Genomic DNA, 22,248 nt, shown 5'->3' with positions numbered 1-22,248 from the left:
AGATAGTGTAAAGTGGGTTAAGGTGGTAGAAAATGTATGTTGAAAACTTTTTTGTGGTAAAAAGTGGTAAAAAGTGGTAGAAGTGACTTACTTTTACACTACATAAAAAGTGTAGCTACTATAATGAACCAACTCATCGGAGAATTTGATTGCAAATTGGATGCGAAAGGGCGCTTGATGGTGCCTGTTTTGCTGAAGAAGCAATTGCTTGATGTAGAGCGAGATGGCTTGGTTGTGAATCGAGGATTCGAGAGGAATTTGGTTATCTATCCAAAAAAAGTTTGGGACGAAACGGTGGCCGAGCTGAGTAAGCTCAATATGTTCGAGCGTAAAAACCGTGAGTTCGTGCGGGCGTTCCAACGTGGGGCAATGCCTTTGACGTTAGATGCCGCTGGCCGTGTGCTGCTTCCTAAAACCTTGGTTGAGTATGCGGGCATAGAATCGGATTTGGTGTTGGCTTGCCAGTTGGATAAAATTGAAGTATGGGATAAAAAAGCTTACGATAATCTATTTGATGATGTTCCTGAAAACTTCGCTGCGCTGGCAGAAGAAGTGATGGGGGGTAAGGATAAAGGAGGTGCCGATGGAGAGTAGTTATCATGTTCCGGTGTTGCTGCAAGAGTGTATTGAAGGTTTGGCAATTAAGCCCGACGGCGTTTATGTGGATGTAACCTTCGGAGGTGGGGGGCACTCCCGTGAAATCCTGAAACATTTGAGCGATAAGGGTGTTTTGATCGCTTTTGATCAGGATCCCGATGCGCAAAGAAATAAAATTGATGATCCCAGATTTCGTTTTGTAGATCAGAATTTTGGCTACCTGAAAAATAACCTCCGTTTGTTGGGCTATAGGCAGGTGGATGGTGTATTGGCTGATTTGGGAGTTTCTTCGCACCAATTCAATGAGCCTGAGCGGGGTTTTTCTACACGTTTCGAGGCGGATTTGGATATGCGTATGGACCAGCAGCGGGCCTTAACGGCTGCAGTAGTGCTAAATACCTACTCAGAGGAGGATTTGCATCGGATTTTCGGTTTGTATGGCGAGGTCCAAAATGCGAAATCATTGTCCAGAACTATTGTTACGGCACGGTTAGATGAGCCCATCCAAACGTTGTCTGGTTTTAAAAATGTAATTGCCGCCCATATCCCTCGCGGAAAAGAGCATAAATATATGGCGCAGGTTTTTCAGGCCCTGCGTATAGAGGTTAATGCAGAAATAGAAGTGCTTGAGCGTTTCTTGGAACAAACGGCAGAGGTGCTTAAACCAGGAGGGCGTTTGGTGGTGATTTCCTACCATTCGCTGGAAGATAGGCCAGTGAAAAATTTCTTGGCTAAAGGAAAATTTAAAGGTGAAGTAGAGAAGGATTTTTTTGGTAATGATCAGAAGCCTTTTAATGTGGTTACTCGAAAAGCAATAGTGGCCAATTCGGAAGAGCTGGCCCGTAACAGTAGGTCCCGCAGTGCGAAATTAAGGATAGGAGAGCGGCTATGAATCAATTTAGGGTAAAAGTAGAGGAGCCTGAAGACGAGCCTGTTGCTCCGCAAGATGAACCAAAGTTGAAAACGCCTGCAAAGGAGGGCAGTGCTACGGTTTTTTTTAGAAAGCTGTTTGTGGAAGGAGCGGTTTCGAAAGAAACAGCAACGGATATGCTGCCTTATTTGATTTTTCTGTGTGTGCTGGGGATGATTTACATCGCCAATAGCCACATGGCGGTAAAAAATATTAGGGATATAGATCGCTTAAGTAAAGAGGTTAAGGAGTTAAGCTGGGAATATAAATCGCTAAAAGCTGATTTGATGTTCAAGAGCAAAATGACCGAAGTGGCTAAAAAGGTGGATACATTGGGACTGAAGGAGTTGATTGAACCGCCCAAAAAAATAATTGTAGAAGTTAAATAATGAATATCAGGGCAAACATATTGATAAGAGTGTACTTGGCTTTCGGGCTAATTGTACTTTTTGCGCTTGCCGTTTTCCTTAGGTTGGTTGATGTTCAGTTTAGGCAAGGACATAAATGGGTGGCCATGGCTGATAGCCTGTCTGTCAAGGAATTTGATATTGAAGCTACCCGAGGTAATATTTATTCCGTAGATGGCAGTTTGTTGGCAACCTCCGTGCCTGAGTATGAGCTGCGTATGGATATGTTTGCTGGCGGTATTCAGGATGATAAGATTTTCAATTCAAAGGTAGATTCGTTAGCCATGAAGCTATCGAGTTTTTTCAATGATAAAAGTTCCAAAGATTACTCTCGTATGCTGCGTAAAGCCAGGCAGGATAGCGCCCGTTACCTCTTGATTAAACGAAGAGTTTCGTACCAGGATCTGAAACTAGTAAGAACTTTTCCGCTATATAATATTGGCAAGCATAGTGGCGGTTTAATGGCCATCCCAAAAAACAGGCGTATTTTGCCTTTTAAAGCTTTGGCTGCCAGAACCATCGGCTATAAAAATGAAAATGTAGCTAATGGCGTAGGTTTGGAAGGGGCTTATGGTAACTATATCAACGGGGAAACGGGCCGGCAACTGAGGCAGCGTATCAGTGGCGGGGTTTGGATTCCTGTAAACAGTGAAGCCGAGGTGGCACCTAAAGATGGTGCCGATATCATTTCTACCATTGATGTGAATATGCAGGATTTGGCGCAAAGTGCGCTAGAAAAGCAGCTGATCAAAAGTCAGGCGCACCATGGCTGTGTAATTGTAATGGAAGTGGAAACGGGCGAAATACGAGCGGTAGCCAATTTCACCAAAGTGGAAGAAGGCGTGTATAAAGAGCAGTTTAATTATGCCATTGCTGGTAATCAGGATCCGGGCTCAACTTTTAAACTGGCCTCATACATGGCTTTGCTAGAGGATAAAAAGGTAGATACCAATACTTTGATCGGGACCGAAAATTATCGACTTCCTGGAGGGCACACCATTAAGGATTCCCACGGTAGCATTGGAGTGGTAACCGTAAAGAGAGCCTTTGAACAGTCCTCTAACTCTGCTATTGCGCAGCTGATCAATAACCACTATAAGGAGAACCCGAAGAAATTCACCGATCATTTATATAGCTGGCATTTGAACGAAAAAACAGGATTGCAAATTCCGGGAGAGGCCAAGCCTTGGGTTAAAAATCCAAGCGCCAAAAGCTGGAATAAAAATATGACCCTGCCACAAATGGCCTATGGTTACGAGATGCAGTTAACGCCTTTAAAAATGCTGACGCTGTATAACGCTATTGCCAACAATGGGAAAATGATCTCGCCAATTTTTGTACGGGAAATTAGAAGATTGGGCAATCCAATTGAGCAATTCAAAGCCAAGGTGATGAACGAGAAAATTTGCTCTGACGAAACCCTTTCAAAATTGAAAGTAATGCTGGAAGGCGTGGTAACCAATGGTAGCGGGAAACAAATTGTGTACAATCCATTGTATAAAATTGCTGGAAAAACAGGTACGGCCCAAGTGGCTGATGCCAACCTGGGATATAAGGCAAAAAGACAGTACCAGGCCTCCTTTGTAGGTTATTTCCCTGCCGAAAAACCTAAGTACTCAATGATCGTGGTAATCAACGACCCAAAAGGGGCCTACTATGGTGCTTTGGTTTCGGGACCTGTTTTTAGAGAAGTGGCCGATCGTATTTACGCCAGCGATGTAAAGATGTACAACAAGGTAGAAGAGCATTTTGCAGGAAATACGGTAGCGCCCGAAGCAAAGGCGGGACAAAGCCAGGCCACTAAAAAAGTGTACAATGCTTTTGGGATAAAAGCACTTTATGCGGCCAAATCCGAATATTTCAACTCGGTTGATACCAATAATGGGGTGGCTTATGAAGAGAATACGCCGGTAAAAGGTGTGATGCCAAATGTAAATGGCATGGGGCTTAAAGATGCGATGTACTTGCTGGGCAACGTGGGCTTAAAAGCTCGTGTAAAAGGTAGCGGAAAAGTGATTAGCCAATCTATTCAAGCGGGAAGCAGGATAGGTAAGGGCTTGGTAGTGGAGATATTATTACAGTAGTGAATTTGACAATGTGGTAATTAGCTAATTAGCTAATTGTCGCATCAGCTAATTAGAAAAAATGAATTTACAAGATTTACTTTACGGAGTTTCGATCAACAGCTTAAAGGGCCTGCCCCAAGTGGAGGTGGCTGCTTTGGCCTTTGATTCCCGTATGGTAAATCCAGGTACATTGTTTTTTGCCATTAGAGGTACGGTGGCAGATGGCCATCAATTTATTGAGCAAACTATTGCGGCCGGTGCCAGCGTGATTGTATGCGAACAGCTTCCTGAGCAATTGCACGAGGCGGTTACCTACGTAGAAGTGGCCGATTCTTCCGAGGCATTGGGAATTATTGCTTGTAATTTTTACGGTAACCCATCGGCCCAGTTAAAGTTGGTGGGAATTACAGGAACTAATGGTAAAACAACTATAGCTACATTACTTTATCAATTATTTAGTGCTTTAAATTATTGCACGGGCTTAATTTCTACGGTTCAAAACCAGATCAAAGACAAAGTGGTGCCAGCAACACATACCACGCCAAATCCAATTGCCCTTAATCAGCTGTTGAGAGATATGGTAGATGCTGGTTGTGAATATTGTTTTATGGAAGTGAGTTCCCATGCCGTTGCGCAGCACCGTATTTCGGGTTTAACATTTGCAGGGGCAGTGTTTTCTAACATCACCCATGATCATTTGGATTTCCATAAAACCTTTGATAACTACTTAAAGGCTAAAAAGCAATTTTTTGATACGTTGCCAAAATCGGCTTTTGCCCTAACCAATGCCGACGATAAAAATGGTATGGTGATGTTGCAAAATACAAAAGCCTATAAAAAAACTTATGCTTTGAAACAAATGGCCGACTTTAAGGCTAAGATCATTGAAAATAAATTCAGTGGCCTGCATTTGGAAATAGACCAAACCGACGTGTTTTTCAAAATGGTTGGTTCTTTCAACGCCTATAACCTGTTGGCGGCCTATGCTACGGCAGTATTGTTAGAGCAGGATAGTCTAAAAGTGCTCACGGCCTTGAGTGCACTTTCGGGTGCAGAGGGCAGGTTCGATTATATCGTTTCCAAATCAGGTATCGTAGGGATTGTAGATTATGCGCATACACCAGATGCGGTGCAAAACGTGCTGAGTACAATTGCCAATATCAGAAAAGGGACCGAGCAGGTAATTACCGTAATTGGGTGCGGTGGCGATAGGGATAAGACTAAACGCCCGGTAATGGCCCAAGTGGCTTGTGATTGGAGCGATAAGGTGATTTTAACTTCTGACAATCCACGAACGGAAGATCCCCAGTCCATTATTAAAGATATGGAAACGGGAGTTTCGCCAAGCAACCAGCGTAAGGCCATCAGTATCTTGGATAGAAAAGAGGCGATCAAAACTGCCTGTCATTTGGCCCAGCCAGGGGATATTATCCTGATTGCGGGCAAAGGACATGAAAAATACCAGGAAATCAATGGTGTACGACACCATTTTGACGATAAGGAAATCATTAACGAACTACTAAACCAAATCAGCTAATGTTATATTTATTATTTGAATATCTACATAAACACTACGATTTTCCTGGGTTGAGGTTGTTCCAATACCTTACCTTCAGGTCGTCGTTGTCTATTATCCTTTCGCTGATTATCACCACCGTGTACGGTCGGAGAATTATCGACTATTTGCGTTTGAAGCAAGTTGGCGAGACTGTTCGTAACCTAGGTTTAGAAGGCCAGATGCAAAAACAAGGTACACCTACCATGGGAGGTATCATGATTTTGATGGGGATTTTAATCCCAACAATTCTTTTTGCCAATATCACCAACATCTACGTGATCCTGATGATTGTAACCACGCTTTGGATGGGAGCAATCGGGTTTTTGGATGACTATATCAAGGTTTTCAAAAAAAATAAGGAGGGTTTAGCTGGTAGGTTTAAAGTGGTTGGACAAGTAGGTTTGGCAGTTATTGTAGGTTGTACGATGTATTTCCATCCGAATATCGTAGTTCGCCAAACGGTTGATGAGACCGCGAAAATAGATACGGCTAAAGTCCAAAGCTCGGCACCAATGGTGCTGCGTAAAAAGGGAGAAACCTACTACTATACGCAGGATATAAAATCAACCAAAACCAATATCCCTTTTTACAAAAACAACGAATTTGATTACGCAAAAGTAGTGAAGTTTTTGGGCGAGGGGTATGAAAAATATGCGTTTATCGTGTTTTTGGCTTTCGTAATCATCATTGTTACGGCAGTATCAAATGGCGCCAATTTAACCGATGGTATTGATGGTTTGGCTACGGGAACCTCTGCTATTATAGGCATTAGCTTGGGAATCTTCGCTTACGTTTCCGGTAATACGGTTATCGCAGATTACCTGAATATCATGTACATCCCAAACAGTGGCGAGCTCATCATTTTTGCCAGTGCTTTTGTGGGTGCTTGCATTGGTTTTCTGTGGTACAATTCCTATCCAGCACAAATTTTTATGGGCGATACGGGTAGTTTAACCATTGGCGGGATTATCGCAGTTTTCGCCATCATGATTAGAAAAGAACTATTAATCCCAATTATATGTGGGGTGTTTTTGGTAGAGGTTTTATCGGTGAGCCTGCAGGTAACCTATTTCAAATACACCAAAAAGCGCTTTGGCGAGGGGAAAAGAATTTTCCTGATGTCGCCATTGCACCACCATTACCAAAAGAAAGGTTATCACGAAGCTAAAATTGTGACCCGCTTTTGGATTATCGGGATTTTATTGGCGGTTATCGCCTTTGTAACGCTGAAATTGAGATAGAAAGATAAAGGACTAAAGCTAAGATGACCTAAGATGTCTTAGGTGTTTAAAAAAAGTTAAATCGGTGCAATCGCAAAATCTGTGAAATCACTAAAAAAATAAAGATGAACTCAAATAATAACATATCACCAGGCAACACCAAGTCAGCGATGACAGCGGGTGCCCGTGTAGTTATTTTGGGTGCAGGCGAAAGCGGTGTAGGTGCTGCTAAACTTGCACAGAAGCAAGGTTTTGATGTTTTTGTGTCTGATTTTGGCGCTATCGCCCATGCTTACAAAGCTGATTTGCAGCGAATGAATATTCCTTTTGAGGAAAACCAACATACTGAGGCATTGATTTTAAATGCAAATCAAGTGGTGAAAAGTCCGGGAATCCCGCCAAAAGTGCCCATAGTTAAGGCGCTGGCCGAAAAAGGCATCCCAGTGATTTCGGAAATAGAGTTTGCAAAGCGATATACTTCGGCAAAAACCATCTGCATCACCGGGTCAAATGGCAAATCAACCACCAGTATGTTAACCTACCATATCCTTAAAAAGGCAGGTTTAAACGTGGGTTTGGCAGGAAATATCGGTCGTAGTTTCGCAGCACAGGTAGCTGATCATGATTATGATTGGTACGTGCTCGAAATCTCCAGCTTTATGTTGGATGATATGTACGACTTTAAAGCCGATATCGCAGTGTTGCTAAACATCACACCCGACCATTTGGACAGGTACGATTACAAAATAGAGCATTACGCTGCCTCAAAGATGCGCATTGTGCAGAACCAAACCACTGAGGACACATTTGTGTACTGCGCCGATGATGAAGAAACAAAGAAGGCCTTACAAGCCGTAAACCTACAAGGCAAACAATATCCTTTCTCCATTATCGAAAAAGTGGAGCCAGGGGCCTATTTAGAAGAGAATACAATTTATATCAACACACTATTAAACAACAAACTAACCATGTCAATTTCGGATCTAGCCTTACAAGGTAAGCACAACATTTACAACTCAATGGCTTCAGGCATCGTTGCAAAAGTATTGGAGTTGCGTAACGAAACCATCCGCGAAAGCATGGGTGATTTCAAGAATATTGAGCACAGGTTAGAATTTGTGGCCAAAATATCGGATGTAACCTATATCAACGATTCTAAGGCTACCAATGTAAACTCAACATGGTACGCACTTGAAAGTGTTAATACCGATGTGGTGTTGATTATGGGCGGTGTAGATAAAGGTAACGACTATAACATGCTAAGGGATTTGGTGCGAAGCAAGGTAAAAGCCATTATTTGCTTGGGCAAAGACAATAAGCGTATCCATGAAGCTTTTGAGGACGACGTAGAAGTAATTGTGAATACTTTCTCTGCCGAGGAAGCAGTGCAGGTAGCCTATCATTTGGCAAAAAAAGGCAGCACCGTGTTATTGTCGCCAGCTTGTGCAAGCTTTGACTTGTTTAAAAATTACGAAGACCGTGGCAACCAATTTAAAGCCGCTGTAAAAGAACTTTAGGATAGACGAAATTAAAATCGGTGAAATCACAAAATCTGTGAAATCAACTAAATAAGGAATAAAATGTTTAACATCAACGCACTTTTAGAACGCACCAAAGGCGACCGCTGGATTTGGATCATCATTATCCTATTGTCCATGGTTTCTATTATGGCGGTGTATAGCGCTACCGGAGCCATTGCTTACAAAAAAGGCGTTACGGTAGAGAAATACCTGTTGTATAAGCATGTGATTTTCGTGCTACTGGGTATCGCAATGATTTACATAGCGCATTTGCTCGATTATAAGTACTATGCTGGTATCTCCAAAATCCTGATGATCGTTACCTTGCCCTTATTGTTGTACACCTTGGCTTTTGGGCAATCGTTAAATGAGGCCTCACGTTGGGTGAAAATTCCGGTAATTAACCTTACGTTTCAAACTTCCGATTTGGCCAAGCTAGCTTTAATTACCTTTTTGGCCAGGATGTTAACCCGTAAGCAGGAGAATATCAAGGATGTAAAACGAGCATTTTTACCTATCATGGGCTCGGTTTGCGTGGTATTTATCCTCATTGCACTTGCTAACTTGTCAACTGCTTTGATGCTATTTGGGGTAAGTATTTTGCTGTTGATTATAGGCCGTATCAGCATCAAGCAAATACTAACGGTGTGCGCCGGAGGTTTTGTCCTGCTATTGTTTGTGGTGTTTTTAGGGCCCCGCAGAGAAACTTATAAGTCGCGGATCAATTCGTTTTTACATCCAGAGTTACAACACTCCGATAAAACATACCAGTCTGACCATGCTAAAATAGCCCTGGCCACTGGGGGCGTACTAGGCAAGGGGCCTGGTAACAGTACCGAAAGAAACTTCTTACCGCATCCATATTCCGATTTCATTTTTGCCATTATTGTTGAGGAATATGGAACGGTGGGCGGTTTGGCCATTATTGTTTTGTACTTGGTATTGCTGTACCGCTGTGTGCGGATTGTAACCCGAAGCCCCAAGGCATTTGGTGCATTATTGGCCGCAGGCTTAAGCTTTAGTTTAACCATTCAGGCTTTTGCAAATATGGCGGTAGCAGTAGGCTTGGGGCCCGTAACGGGGGTGCCGTTGCCTCTGGTAAGTATGGGCGGAACCTCCATGATATTTACCAGTATAGCCTTTGGCATTATCCTGAGTGTAAGCAGGGATGTAGAAGAAAATAGTAGCGGCGTTAAAAAAGAAGATAAAGTTATTGTAGGTGAGATTCCTGCGATGGCTTAGAGAGCATTGTTCGTCATTGCGAGGAAGAATGACGAAGCAATCTCGAATTTAAATTATAATAAAAGAAAAAAGATTGCTTCGTTCCTCGCAATGACGCAACAGAGTAAATTAACAACATGAATAATTTCCCAAAAATTATCATATCTGGTGGTGGCACAGGCGGGCACATTTTTCCCGCCGTTGCCATTGCTAATGCACTAAAAGCAATTTCGCCGCAATGCGAAATCCTGTTTGTTGGTGCAGAAGGGCGTATGGAAATGGAGAAAGTTCCGGCGGCTGGATATAAAATTGTGGGACTAAATATTAGCGGTATTCAACGAGGTTCAATTTTAAAAAACCTTGGGCTGCCATTTAAGGTTATAGGTAGTGTGCGCAAAGCGATGAAACTAATTGCAGATTTCAAACCCGATGCCGTAGTGGGCGTTGGTGGTTACGCATCTGGACCTTTGCTTTACGCCGCATCTCTAAAGAAAATACCTTATTTGATACAGGAACAGAATTCTTACGCCGGCGTCACCAATAAGTTGCTTGGAAAAAAAGCATCAAAAATTTGCGTGGCCTTTGATGGAATGGAAGCATTCTTTCCGGCAGATAGGATTTTAAAGACTGGTAATCCCGTGAGAAAAAATATCGTGGAGATTGAAGGCCGTCGCCATGCAGGAGCGGAGTTGTTGAAACTGGACCCACTAAAGAAAACCATTTTGGTAACAGGTGGTAGCTTAGGTGCCGGAACCTTAAATAAAAGTGTTGAAAAGCATTTGGCCGAAATCATCGCACAAGATGTGCAGGTAATTTGGCAAACAGGTAAGTTTTACTACAAAGGAATTGTAGAACGATTGGGATTAGACTATCATCCGAACGTTCGGATTTTAGAATTTCTAAACCAAATGGATCTAGCCTATGCAGCTTCGGATGTCATCATTTCTAGGGCAGGGGCAGGAACCATTGCTGAGCTATGCCTGATTAAAAAGCCAGTGATTTTGGTGCCTTCGCCAAACGTAGCCGAAGATCACCAAACTAAAAACGCATTGGCCTTGGTGAAAGAAAATGCGGCCATCTTAATTGCCGATGCCTCGGCCGAAGACACCTTGGTGGCCCAAGCGCTAAGCTTGTTGAATGATCATGAAAAATCAGCGCAGCTGAGTGAAAATATAGGAAAAATGGCTTTTGCTAACGCCGATGAAGTAATAGCAAAAGAAGTGTTGAAATTAATTAAGTAAAAAGTTAAAAGTAGAAAGTAAAAAGGTTTTGGATGTGGTCAAAACAACTAACCATCCAAACAACCAACTAACAAAAAATGGAATTGTCAAACATCAATAGGGTTTATTTTGTAGGCATAGGGGGGATAGGCATGAGTGCGCTTGCCCGCTATTTTGCAAAACGTGGCTGCGTAGTTTGTGGCTATGATAAAACCCGTACCGCTTTGACCGCCCAACTGGAGCAGGAAGGAATCTTAATCTCATTTGTGGATGAAGAAGAGATGATTCCTGTAGCTTTTAGAGAGAAATACGACGACACCTTAATTGTGTACACGCCAGCTATTCCTAAAGATTCGCATATCCTTAACTTTTTTCAACACAAAGGTTTTGACCTGAAAAAACGTTCCCAAGTATTGGGAATCATTAGTGAGGGCATGTACTGCATTGGCGTAGCGGGTACTCATGGCAAAACAACCACTTCATCAATGGTGGCCCACCTGCTAACCGATACAGGTTTTGGGTGTACGGCATTTTTGGGTGGAATTACCACTAACTATAACAGCAATGTGCTTTATGGTAAAAATAATGTGGTGGTGGTAGAGGCTGATGAGTACGACAGGTCTTTCCTCACCCTACACCCAGATGTGGCCGTAATTACCTCCATGGATGCCGACCATCTGGATATCTACGGAGATGAAGGCCATTTGCACGAGTCGTTTAACCTTTTTGCCTCGCAACTGAAACCCGAGGGCCGTTTGTTTATCAAAGATGGTTTGCCTATCGCTGGCATAACTTACGGTGCAAACGGAAATTCGGCAATTAATGCCAAAAATATCAGGGTAGAAGAAGGCTGTTTCATATTCGACTTTGAAGATGGCTATACCACCATTACAGATCTGAAGTTGGCCATGCCGGGCAAGCATAATGTAGAGAATGCCACAGCTGCCATAGGAGTGGCCTTGAGTTTGGGTATCCACCCAAGGAGCGTTAAAAAAGCATTGGCAAGCTTTAAAGGGGTGAAACGTAGGTTCGAAACCATCGTAAAAACCAATGCGCATATCTATATCGATGATTATGCCCACCATCCAGAAGAACTTAGGGCCTGTTTTGATGCCGTGCGGCAATTGCATCCTGATAAAAAGCTGACGGTAATTTTTCAGCCGCATTTGTTTACCCGTACGCGTGATTTTGCAGACGAGTTTGCGAAAGTACTGTCTACCGCTGATGATGTCGTCCTATTGGAGATTTATCCAGCTAGGGAATTGCCAATTGAAGGGGTTACTTCGCAAATGCTATTGGATAAAATAACCAATGAACATAAGCAGGTTTGTGCCAAAGAAAAGGTAGTAGCGCTCATTAAAGATAAAAATCCAGAGCTGGTTTTAACCGTTGGGGCGGGAGATATAGATACCATTGTTGAACCGTTAAAAAATACTTTAGCCCATGCTTAAAAGAATAAACTGGAAAGCGGTATTTAAAGGGTTTGCCTGGCTCGTTTGCTTGGCGGGTGTGGCGGTATTGATGAGTTTTATCGAGGTGAAAAAGCAATCGGTAAAATGTGCCAAAATTGAAATATTGATTCCTGGAGCGGATAATTTTATAGAGATAGAAGAAATTGATGCCATTTTAAAGCAAAACCAAGGCGATTTGATTGGTCGGAATTTAGAAGGAATCAATCTCCATGAAATCGAAAAAAGCATTGCGGCAAATCCGTACATTGGTTTTGTAAAAGTATATGCCGATATGAACGGCACCGTTTATGTGGAAGTGAAGCAGCGCCAACCAGTGCTCAGAATATTAAATGCCGGCGGACAGGATTATTATGTGGATAGCGGTGGTTTGAAGATGCCGGTATCACCAAATTTTACCGCAAATGTACTGGTAGCTTCAGGAAATATCCTGGAAGGATTTAACGGTAGGGTAGATACCTTGATGACTGCCAATGCGAAGGATTTGTATAAAGCCGCCATGTTTATCAAACAAGACACGCTTTGGGATGCACAAGTGGAACAATTGTATGTCAATGATAAAAATGATATCGAAATGGTGCCGCGGGTAGGCAACCAGCGGATCATACTGGGCACGGCCAAAGATATAGAAGTAAAAATGGATAATTTGCTGGCTTTTTATAAACAGGCCATGCCAAAAGTAGGATGGAACGTTTACCGAACCATTAATTTGAAATACGTTAACCAAATTGTTTGTGAAAAGCGGGATTCAACAAGTATTAAGAAATTAGAGAAGCCGTCTGTTCCTGACTCGGTTATACAGCAAAGGCAGGTAATTGACAATGTAGTTAAAACAACTATACAAGAGGAAATTAATAAGGCAACACAAATAAGTACGGAGGAAAAGAAAGCAGAAGAGAAAAAGGAAAAGGTTGTAGCGGTACCAGCTAAAACCACAGACACCAAGAAGGCAGCGCAGGCTGTAGATAAGGGGAAGGCTTCGAAAAAAGTGGAAAATAACGTTGAAAAAAAGACGGCGACAGTAAAAACAGAACCGAAGCAAACAACAAACAAAGAAAAACCAGCTACCAAAGAAAAGCCGGTAACAAAAACAAACAGATAATATCAAACTCAACAAATAAATATAATGGTTATGGGCAAAGAGAAAACTACCATTCAATCTCCAATCGTCGTAGGATTAGATATTGGAACTACCAAGATCTGCGTAATTGTGGGCCGCAGAACTAATCATGGTAAAATAGAAGTTTTGGGCATTGGCAAGGCCGAATCAGCGGGCGTTACCCGTGGAGTGGTGTCCAACATTCAAAAAACAGTTCAGGGTATCAATGCAGCGGTTGAAATCGCCAGCGCACAATCAAACGTAGAAATACGTGTGGTAAACGTAGGTATTGCAGGTCAGCACATCAAAAGCTTGCAGCACCGGGGTATTTTAACTCGTAGAGAGCTCAACAACGAAATCAGTAAGAAAGATATCGATAAATTGATTGACGATATGTTCAAGCTGGTAATGCCCCCGGGAGAAGAAATTATCCACGTATTGCCGCAAGAATTTACCATCGACAATGAGCCGGGGATCAAAGATCCAGTAGGTATGGCAGGGGTTCGCTTAGAAGCTAACTTTCATATCATTTCTGGTCAGGTTACTGCCGTGAAAAATATCATGCGTTGTGTAACCAATGCTGGGCTACAAACCCAAGAGCTCATTTTAGAGCCATTGGCTTCATCTGAATCGGTGTTGAGCGAAGAGGAAAAAGAAGCAGGGGTTTGTTTGGTTGATATTGGTGGCGGTACTACCGACGTGGCTATTTTCCACGAAGGGATCATTCGTCACACAGCGGTAATTCCTTTTGGGGGCAACAGCGTAACCGAAGACATCAGGGAAGGCTGCTCCGTAATGCGCAACCAAGCTGAATTATTGAAAACCCGTTTCGGTTCAGCCCTGGCCGAAGAAAACAAGGAAAACGAAATTATCTGTGTTCCTGGATTGCGTGGTCGCGAGCCCAAAGAAATCTCTGTTAAAAACCTTGCCTACATTATCCAGGCCCGTATGGAAGAAATTGTAGAGCACGTTTATTACGAGATCAAATCATCTGGTTACGAAAAACGTTTGATTGGCGGAGTAGTGATTACCGGTGGCGGTGCTTTATTGAAACACCTTAACCAAATGGTTGAGTATGTAACAGGTTTAGATTGCCGCGTGGGTTATCCAAACGAGCACTTGTCTAAATACGAAGAAATGCCTAAAAATATCTACGACGACTTGAAAAGCCCAATGTATGCAACCTCGGTAGGTTTGTTGATCAAAGGAATTCAAAAAGCTGAAGAACTGTTAGAAGAAATGAAACAACCAGGCGTTTTTGTAGAGAAACCTCGCGAAGTGAAAGAGAAACCAAAGCGAAGTGGGTTGTTTGATAAATTACTAGGTAAAGCCTCAGAATTTATCCGGGATGACATGAATGTGAGCGACGAAGATTACATCAAGCCGTAATATTTTTCCACAAACCGGGAATTTTCCACATTCTTAACAGTTGTGGAAAACGACTGTTAAAAAAGTGTTAATATTACAAGAGGAATGAACAGCAAAAATTAGATTTTTAAACTACTGATTCATAACAATATGAAGTTCGAAATGTTAAAAGATAAATCTTCAATCATCAAAGTTATTGGTGTTGGAGGTGGTGGAGGTAACGCGGTAAACCACATGTACCGTCAAGGAATTACTGGTGTAGACTTTATTATTTGTAATACTGATGCGCAGGCATTGGAGTTTAGCCCTATTCCTAACAAAGTACAATTGGGTGCTAGCTTAACCGAAGGAATGGGAGCTGGTTCAATTCCGGAAGTGGGAAAAAACTCCGCTATAGAAAATATAGAGGATATCAAAAACATGTTGGGCCCAACTACCAAAATGCTTTTCATTACGGCAGGTATGGGTGGTGGTACCGGTACTGGTGCCAGTCCAATTATTGCTAAAGCTGCAAAAGAACTCGATATATTAACTGTGGCAATCATCACTACGCCTTTCTCTTTCGAAGGAAAAAGACGTAAAATGCAAGCTGACGATGGTTTGGAAGAATTGAAGAAGTACGTTGATTCTTACCTGGTGATTTCTAACGATAGACTACGGGAGATTTTCGGCAACTTAACCTTAGGTTCTGCATTTGCACAAGCAGATGATATCTTAACCACAGCAGCTAAGGGTATTGCAGAGATCATTACCGTGCCAGGCTATATCAACGTCGATTTTAAAGATGTGCGTACGGTGATGAAAGAAAGCGGGGTATGTATCATGGGTAGTTATGCAGCCGATGGTGATAACCGTGCTTTAGCAGCGGTTGAAGGCGCTCTAGCTTCGCCATTATTAAAAGATAACGAAATTGAAGGGGCTAGATACATCCTTTTAAACATCAGTTCTGGTGTTAAAGAAGTAACTATGGATGAGGTTTCGATCATTACAGATTATATCCAAGATAAAGCAGGTTTAAGTGCCGATTTAATCTGGGGTAACTGTATAGATGAGAACTTGGGAGATAAGATTTCGGTAACCATTATCGCTACTGGTTTCCAAACTACCGAGCAAAGAGAAAAAGACAAACAAAACGTTAAAAAAATCTCTTTGTTAACGCCAGAAGAAGCACCATTGGTAAGACCAGTGGAGCCAGTAAACTCGTTCATTACACCTAAAGAGGCGCCAGTAAGCAATGAGCCGGTGTTGAAAGTTCAGCCAGAAGAAGCCAAACAGCCAGATTTATTTGGTGATTTGTTCAATATTGCTAAGCCAGCTCCAGTAGCAGCAGCGCCTAGCCCTGCGCCGGCAACAGAAGAACCTGGATTTGTATTCCATCAATTGGTGGAGGAGCAAATTAGCGCCGAAGAACCTAAAAATACAGAAGAGCCAGGTTTTGAATTCGAAGTAAAGGTAGCTGAAACGGAATTTGTTTTCGAAACGCCTATCGCCTCTATTCCAGAGGAAACCGTAGAAGAGCAACCTGTGGCTGCCCCGGTAGCTCCTGTAGAGGCCTACAGCGCCGACCAAGATAAGACAGACGAATCGATTGAAGAACAATTGAGGAAATCAAAAGAAAGAATTTTGAGGTTGAAAGACCTGAGCATGAAGCTAAGAACAACCAATGGCCTACAAGAACTGGAAAATGTTCCTGCTTACCAACGCAAGCAAATGCAGTTACAGCAAATCCAGCACTCGTCAGAATCACAGGTATCTAGATTTACCCTAACCAATGACGAAGATGGTGAAACAGGAATTAGGCCTAACAACTCATTTTTGCACGATAATGTGGACTAATGATAACAGTTAAATCATTTAAAAGCCTTGGTAATCTATATTGCTAAGGCTTTTTTATTTGCAAAAATAAAATGCTAAATCGTCATTTCGAGTGCAGCGTAACAAAGTCGAGGCCGCAGCGCAGCAACCAAGTTAAATCTTTGAATATTCTTTGTTTAAGGGAAAAGATCTTTCCGTTACGATGGAGAAGAAGGGCAGGAGCATTTAATTAAGCTTGTCAAATCGTGATTTAAAACTTAAATTTGCGCCACTATTAACACAGTACAATAACATCTTACATAAACATTTAACATTGGATATTTTTGATAAAGTAGCAAAACGCATGGGCCCAATTGGTCAACACCAAAGCTGGTCACATGGGTATTTTTCTTTTCCAAAACTAGAGGGAGAGATTGCGCCTCACATGCAATTTAGAGGCAAGGAGCATTTGGTTTGGAGCTTAAACAATTATTTAGGCCTGGCCAACCATCCGGAAGTAAGGAAAGCCGATGAGCAAGGTGCTGCCGAATTTGGTATGGCCTATCCCATGGGCGCACGTATGATGTCGGGGAACTCCAAATACCATGAGCAATTAGAACAAGATCTTGCTGCATTTGTAGGTAAGGATGATGCTTTTTTATTGAACTTCGGCTACCAAGGTATGGTATCAATTATTGATGCTTTGCTTGATCGCAATGATGTGGTGGTTTATGATGGGGAATCGCATGCCTGTATTTTAGACGGATTACGTTTACACATGGGCAAGCGCTTTGTTTATAAGCACAACAATGTAGAAGATGCTCGCAAACAACTGCAAAGAGCCGCTAAACTGGTGGAGCAAACCGGTGGTGGTATCTTGCTGATTACCGAGGGTGTTTTCGGGATGTCGGGAGCTCAGGGAAAATTGAAAGAACTGATTGAATTGAAAAAGGAATTCAATTTCCGTTTGTTAATTGATGACGCACACGGTTTTGGTACTATGGGGCCAACTGGTGCAGGAACCCACGAAGCACAAGATAGCATAGAAGGTGTTGATGTTTATTTCGCCACTTTCGCCAAATCAATGGCCGGTATCGGCGCTTTTGTAGCCTCAACCAAGCAATTGACGGATTATTTTAGGTACAACATGCGCTCACAGACCTTTGCAAAGGCCTTGCCTATGCCAATGGTCATTGGCTTGATGAAGCGCTTAGAGTTGCTTAAAAACAATCCAGAACTGAGGGAGAAATTATGGACCATAGCCACTACGTTGCAAAATGGCCTACGTGAGCGTGGTTTTGATATTGGTGTAACCAATACCGTGGTAACGCCGGTTTTCTTAAAAGGCGAATTGTTGGAAGCTACAGCACTTACTCATGATTTACGTGAGAATTATGGCATTTTCTGCTCTATTGTGGTGTATCCCGTAATACCAAAAGGAATGATAGAATTGAGGTTGATCCCAACTGCGGTACACACTTTGGAAGACGTTCAGCGTACCCTAGACGCCTTTAGTGAAGTGGCAGAAAAACTGAAACGTGGTTATTATCAGGAGAATAAGTTTTCTTCGCCCGAGTAAAAATATAAACCTTAAAAGTCCCACACCTGTGGGACTTTTTTGATGAGTAATTGATTTACAGTGCATTGCTGTTTATAAGTGGTGGTTTTGTGGAAAAAAAACGCACAAACCCTCATTTTTTCTTTTGATAAAAAATTTTTTTATTAAAATAAACCTCTTACATTAGTAATAGAGTATTAATCAAAACCTTAAAAACTAATAGGAGTATTTTAAAAATGAAAAAATTTGCTGAAGTAAAGGCACTGGTAGCAGCTTTAGAAGCTGATGTGGACAAATTTTACAACAAATCTAACAGCGCTGCTGGAACACGTGTACGTAAGGGTATGCAAGATTTGAAAAACTTAGCTCAAAGCATCCGCTTAGAAGTGCAAGAAACTAAAAACAAAGCTTAATTTTAAACGCATTGTTAAAACAGAAAGCGCCCCTGACCAAGGCGCTTTTTTGATTCTAATGATTTGCACTAGCCATTGTCGTCATTGCTAACGCTTGACACAAACCTCGTAGGTTTTTAAAACCTACGAGGTTTAACTACTCGGTTATTCGTCATTGCGAGGTACGAAGCAATCTCTCTATGAAATTACCATTCGCTTTACGATTGGTTTACTTGTAGCGCCTGGCACATAACTTCCCCAAATAAAAATCAAGTCCTAAGATCTGACGTCATTGCGAGGTACAAAGCAATCTCTCCTTTGGGTTATATTTCGCTTTAAGATTGCTTCGTGCCTCGCAATGACGGAAATAGCTACATAAAAAAATCCCTGAGCAAAATGCTTAGTTTTTTTTTTGTCATCCGAGGAACGAGGAATCTCTCTATGAAATTACCATTCGCTTTACGATTGGTTTACTCGTAGCGCCTGGCACATAACTTCCCCAATAAAAATCAAGTCCTAAGATCTGCCGTCATTGCGAGGCACGAAGCAATCTCTAGAGCGATGCTTGTTTAATGTGTGAGATTGCTTCGTGCCAATCTCTCCTTTGGGTTACATTTCGCTTTAAGATTGCTTCGTGCCTCGCAATGACGGAAGTATGCAAAGAAAAAAGCCCCGATTGAATTTCAATCGGGGCTTTTTTATCTTTTAACGATAATGCTTACGCCAATTGTGTCAATTGCTCTGCAATAGCTCTATTCAAACCTTCAGTAGCTTTAACCAATGGTAAACGAACATCGTCGCCGCAAATGCCAAGTTGTTTCAGAGCAGATTTTACACCTACTGGGTTGCCTTCGGCAAAGCATAATCTGGTAAATTCTAATAAACTTAAATGTGCAGGCGTCGCTTTTGCAAATTCGCCATTTAAACACAGCCTGATCATGTCAGAAAATTGTTTAGGTAAGGCGTTGCCAATAACCGAAATTACGCCTACAGCACCAATGGACATCATTGGGAGCGCCACTGGATCGTCGCCTGAAATGAGCATGAAATCTGCAGGTTTATCTCTCATAATTTGGTTGAACTGATCGAACGACCCGGCTGCATCTTTAATCCCGATTAAGTTTTTAAAATCGTACGCTAATCTGCAAGTTGTTTCGGGCGACATATTCGAGCCGGTTCTGCCCGGTACATTGTAAAGCAAAATAGGCAATGCGCTGGTTTCGCTCAAGTATTTATAATGCTGATAGATACCTTCCTGGTTGGGCTTGTTGTAATATGGACTTACAGATAGGATTGCACTGTAACCATTACTTTCAAAAGTCCTGATTTCTTCGGCTACACCTAAAGTATCGTTACCACCAATGCCGGCCACTAAAGGCAAACGGCCATTGTTAATTTCAGCGGTAAATTCCCACACCTTCTTCTTCTCGTCCTTGCTTAATGTGGCTGTTTCGCCAGTTGTACCTAAAGATACGAGGTAATCTATACCTCCATTAACCAAGTGATTGATCAGGCGTTCTAAGCCCTGATAATCTACCGAGCCATCGGTGTTGAACGGTGTGACCATTGCTACACCTGTTCCGTGAAATTTGTTCATTATATATTATTAATTATTGAATTATTGAATGATAGAATTTGAATGGACTATACTTATCGCTAATTATTTAGTCATTCAAAACTCACTCATTCAAAATTAAGTTCTCAACCAATCATTTCCGTCAGTTCATCTTCGCTAATCATTTTAATGTTTAGCTTGGTGGCTTTCTCTAATTTAGATGGGCCCATGTTATCACCAGCCACTAAAAAATCAAGCTTTGCTGAGATACTACTTAAAATTTTACCGCCATTTTCTTCGATCAAATTTTTCAACTCATCTCTACTGTACTTCTCGAAAACGCCCGAAATTACAAATGTTTTTCCATTTAATTTATCGCTTTGGAGCTTATTTGAACTTTCTTTGACTTCAAAGCATAAACCTGCATTTTTCAATTCGTTTATCTGCGCAACGTTGCTGTTTTTTGCAAAATATTCATGGATACTGTCGGCAATGCGAACTCCAATTTCATCAATGGCAGTGAGTTGTTCCAGAGATGCGGCTGCTAAGTTGTCGATATTTTTCACGCCTTTGGCCAGTTTTTTGGCCACGGTTTCGCCTACATATCTAATTCCCAAACCAAACAGCACTTTCTCAAATGGCATTTGCTTCGATTGTTCAATGCCTTTCAGCATGTTCTCTATCGATTTTTCCCCAAAACGTTCAATGCTTTTCAGCTCATCGGCCTTTTCATGTAGCTTGTATAAGTCACTAATGTGCCTAACCAATCCGCGTTTGTAAAAAGTTTCAATGGTTTCATCTCCTAAGCCATCAATATTCATCGCTTTGCGGCCAATAAAATGCTGTATTTTTCCAACAATCTGCGGGCCGCATCCATCTTCATTGGTACAATAGTAAGCGGCTTCACCTTCTTTTCTGATCAGGGGCGTATCGCATTCGGGGCAATTTTCAATAAAATGGATTGCTTTTGTGTCTGGTTTGCGTAGCTCTAAATTTACCTTAATGATTTTTGGAATAATTTCGCCGCCTTTTTCTACCAGAACGGTGTCTCCCTCGTGCAAATCTAAACGTGCGATTTCGTCGGCGTTGTGTAGGGTTGCTCTTTTTACCGTAGTACCTGCCAATACCACTGGCTTTAGATTGGCCACAGGAGTAACGGCGCCGGTTCTTCCTACCTGATAGGTTACTTTTTCCAGTACGGTTTGTACTTCGGCCGCTTTATACTTATAGGAAATTGCCCAACGCGGCGATTTGGCGGTGAAACCCAATTCCTGTTGCTGGCCGTAGCTGTTCACCTTAATCACAATCCCATCAATATCGTAACTAAGCTTAAAACGTTTCTCGTCCCAATAGTGGATGAAATCCAAAACTTCCTCGATATTTCCTGCCAATTTCTTATGTTCACAAACATGGAAGCCCCATTGTTTTACCGCCTCTAAACTTTCCCAATGCGTTTTAAAAACTTGCTTATCCGTGTAAAGGCCATAAAGAAAACAATCTAAAGGGCGTTTTTTCACTTCTTTAGAGTCCTGCATTTTTACCGTTCCAGCTGCAGAGTTGCGTGGATTGGCGTAGGGTACTTCGCCCAGCTCCTCTCGTTCTCTGTTTAACCGTTCAAAAGCTGCCCGGTGCATAAATACTTCGCCTCTAATTTCAAAGGTTTCTGGAATATTTTCGCCCGTAACTTTATGGGGGATAGAGTGGATGGTTTTAATGTTTGCCGTAACTTCATCGCCCTGTGTGCCATCGCCTCTGGTTACTGCACGTACCAATACACCATTTTCGTAGGTGAGGCTCATCGAGAGTCCGTCAAACTTGAGCTCGCAAACATATTCGAAATTATCGCCAATGGCTTTGCGTACACGTTCGTCAAAATCTCTAAGGTCCTGCTCGTTATAGGTATTTCCTAGGGACAGCATGGGCCATTTATGCCTAACGGTATTGAAGGTTTTGGTAATATCACCACCAACTTTTTGCGTTGGCGAATTGGGATCTGCGTATTCAGGATATTCATTTTCCAGCTTAGCTAGTTCTTCCAATTTCTGGTCAAACTCATAATCGGCTATGGTTGGCATAGCCAAAACATAATAGTTGTAGGTGTGTTGGTTGAGCTCGGCTACCAGCGCATCCATTTTATCTTTTATCTCAAACATCGACATAGCTACGAAGATAAGAAAAGCGGTTTAGGGTTGGAAGAAGATTTATTTCTGTATGCTGGTTTGCTGAATTTAATGATTGTACGGATTTTGGGATAAAACGTACAAAAATGAACGGTTAGCTTAACCGTAGTTGTT

17 protein-coding genes are annotated in these 22,248 nt (G+C 42.0%); 15 read left to right on the top strand and 2 right to left on the bottom strand.

Features of this window, described 5'->3' with window-relative positions; genetic code table 11:
* Window positions 1-123 precede the first annotated feature (123 nt).
* The 15 genes from mraZ to DUT71_RS06980 all read left to right on the top strand — a co-directional run bounded on the left by mraZ (window position 124) and on the right by DUT71_RS06980 (window position 18,420).
* Window positions 124-594: a division/cell wall cluster transcriptional repressor MraZ gene (mraZ, locus tag DUT71_RS07050; RefSeq protein WP_113661833.1), complete on the top strand. Its 471-nt coding sequence runs from the start codon at window positions 124-126 to the stop codon at window positions 592-594.
* Window positions 584-1,489 (top strand): 16S rRNA (cytosine(1402)-N(4))-methyltransferase RsmH, encoded by a 906-nt coding sequence (gene rsmH / locus DUT71_RS07045; RefSeq protein WP_113661832.1) that lies wholly within the window; start codon window positions 584-586, stop codon window positions 1,487-1,489. Before mraZ ends, rsmH begins: the two co-directional genes overlap by 11 nt.
* Window positions 1,486-1,896 (top strand): FtsL-like putative cell division protein, encoded by a 411-nt coding sequence (locus DUT71_RS07040; protein WP_113661831.1) that lies wholly within the window; start codon window positions 1,486-1,488, stop codon window positions 1,894-1,896. The genes rsmH and DUT71_RS07040 overlap by 4 nt, the downstream gene beginning before the upstream one ends.
* Entirely contained in the window at window positions 1,896-3,998 is a 2,103-nt protein-coding gene (locus DUT71_RS07035) for a penicillin-binding protein (protein WP_113661830.1), read from the top strand. Before DUT71_RS07040 ends, DUT71_RS07035 begins: the two co-directional genes overlap by 1 nt.
* Before the next feature lie 61 nt (window positions 3,999-4,059).
* Window positions 4,060-5,517, top strand: a complete 1,458-nt coding sequence (locus DUT71_RS07030; protein WP_113661829.1) for a UDP-N-acetylmuramoyl-L-alanyl-D-glutamate--2,6-diaminopimelate ligase — start codon at window positions 4,060-4,062, stop codon at window positions 5,515-5,517.
* The gene (gene mraY, locus DUT71_RS07025) at window positions 5,517-6,779 is read left to right on the top strand and encodes a phospho-N-acetylmuramoyl-pentapeptide-transferase (RefSeq protein ID WP_113661828.1); all 1,263 of its coding nucleotides are present in this window, start codon (window positions 5,517-5,519) and stop codon (window positions 6,777-6,779) included. The genes DUT71_RS07030 and mraY overlap by 1 nt, the downstream gene beginning before the upstream one ends.
* 104 nt (window positions 6,780-6,883) lie before the next feature.
* Window positions 6,884-8,275 (top strand): UDP-N-acetylmuramoyl-L-alanine--D-glutamate ligase, encoded by a 1,392-nt coding sequence (gene murD, locus DUT71_RS07020; RefSeq protein WP_240186871.1) that lies wholly within the window; start codon window positions 6,884-6,886, stop codon window positions 8,273-8,275.
* A 63-nt stretch (window positions 8,276-8,338) separates the two neighbouring features.
* Window positions 8,339-9,520 (top strand): FtsW/RodA/SpoVE family cell cycle protein, encoded by a 1,182-nt coding sequence (locus tag DUT71_RS07015; RefSeq protein WP_113661826.1) that lies wholly within the window; start codon window positions 8,339-8,341, stop codon window positions 9,518-9,520.
* Window positions 9,521-9,636: 116 nt separating this feature from the next.
* Window positions 9,637-10,740, top strand: coding sequence for an undecaprenyldiphospho-muramoylpentapeptide beta-N-acetylglucosaminyltransferase (gene murG, locus DUT71_RS07010; RefSeq protein WP_113661825.1), 1,104 nt, complete (start codon window positions 9,637-9,639; stop codon window positions 10,738-10,740).
* A gap of 77 nt (window positions 10,741-10,817) precedes the next feature.
* Window positions 10,818-12,170 carry a UDP-N-acetylmuramate--L-alanine ligase gene (gene murC, locus DUT71_RS07005; protein WP_113661824.1) on the top strand — a complete coding sequence of 451 codons (1,353 nt, stop codon included), beginning with the start codon at window positions 10,818-10,820 and terminating at the stop codon, window positions 12,168-12,170.
* Window positions 12,163-13,290, top strand: coding sequence for a cell division protein FtsQ/DivIB (locus tag DUT71_RS07000; protein WP_205313877.1), 1,128 nt, complete (start codon window positions 12,163-12,165; stop codon window positions 13,288-13,290). Before murC ends, DUT71_RS07000 begins: the two co-directional genes overlap by 8 nt.
* Before the next feature lie 30 nt (window positions 13,291-13,320).
* Window positions 13,321-14,676, top strand: a complete 1,356-nt coding sequence (gene ftsA / locus DUT71_RS06995) for a cell division protein FtsA (protein ID WP_113661823.1) — start codon at window positions 13,321-13,323, stop codon at window positions 14,674-14,676.
* A 129-nt stretch (window positions 14,677-14,805) separates the two neighbouring features.
* The gene (gene ftsZ, locus DUT71_RS06990) at window positions 14,806-16,491 is read left to right on the top strand and encodes a cell division protein FtsZ (protein ID WP_113661822.1); all 1,686 of its coding nucleotides are present in this window, start codon (window positions 14,806-14,808) and stop codon (window positions 16,489-16,491) included.
* A 292-nt stretch (window positions 16,492-16,783) separates the two neighbouring features.
* Entirely contained in the window at window positions 16,784-18,028 is a 1,245-nt protein-coding gene (locus tag DUT71_RS06985) for an aminotransferase class I/II-fold pyridoxal phosphate-dependent enzyme (protein ID WP_113662128.1), read from the top strand.
* Window positions 18,029-18,243: 215 nt separating this feature from the next.
* Window positions 18,244-18,420, top strand: a complete 177-nt coding sequence (locus DUT71_RS06980) for a histone H1 (protein WP_113637836.1) — start codon at window positions 18,244-18,246, stop codon at window positions 18,418-18,420.
* A 697-nt stretch (window positions 18,421-19,117) separates the two neighbouring features.
* On the opposite strand, the gene dapA is transcribed toward DUT71_RS06980, so the two are convergent.
* Together dapA and ligA are read right to left on the bottom strand one after the other, a co-directional pair.
* The gene (gene dapA, locus DUT71_RS06975; RefSeq protein ID WP_113661821.1) at window positions 19,118-19,996 is read right to left on the bottom strand and encodes a 4-hydroxy-tetrahydrodipicolinate synthase; all 879 of its coding nucleotides are present in this window, start codon (window positions 19,994-19,996) and stop codon (window positions 19,118-19,120) included.
* Between the two features lie 104 nt (window positions 19,997-20,100).
* Window positions 20,101-22,113 carry an NAD-dependent DNA ligase LigA gene (gene ligA, locus DUT71_RS06970; protein ID WP_113661820.1) on the bottom strand — a complete coding sequence of 671 codons (2,013 nt, stop codon included), beginning with the start codon at window positions 22,111-22,113 and terminating at the stop codon, window positions 20,101-20,103.
* Window positions 22,114-22,248: the final 135 nt, after the last annotated feature.

The sequence above is a fragment of the Pedobacter nanyangensis genome, assembly GCF_003313505.1.
Lineage (GTDB): Bacteria > Bacteroidota > Bacteroidia > Sphingobacteriales > Sphingobacteriaceae > Pedobacter > Pedobacter nanyangensis.
This window is presented reverse-complemented; position numbering and strand designations above follow the sequence as displayed.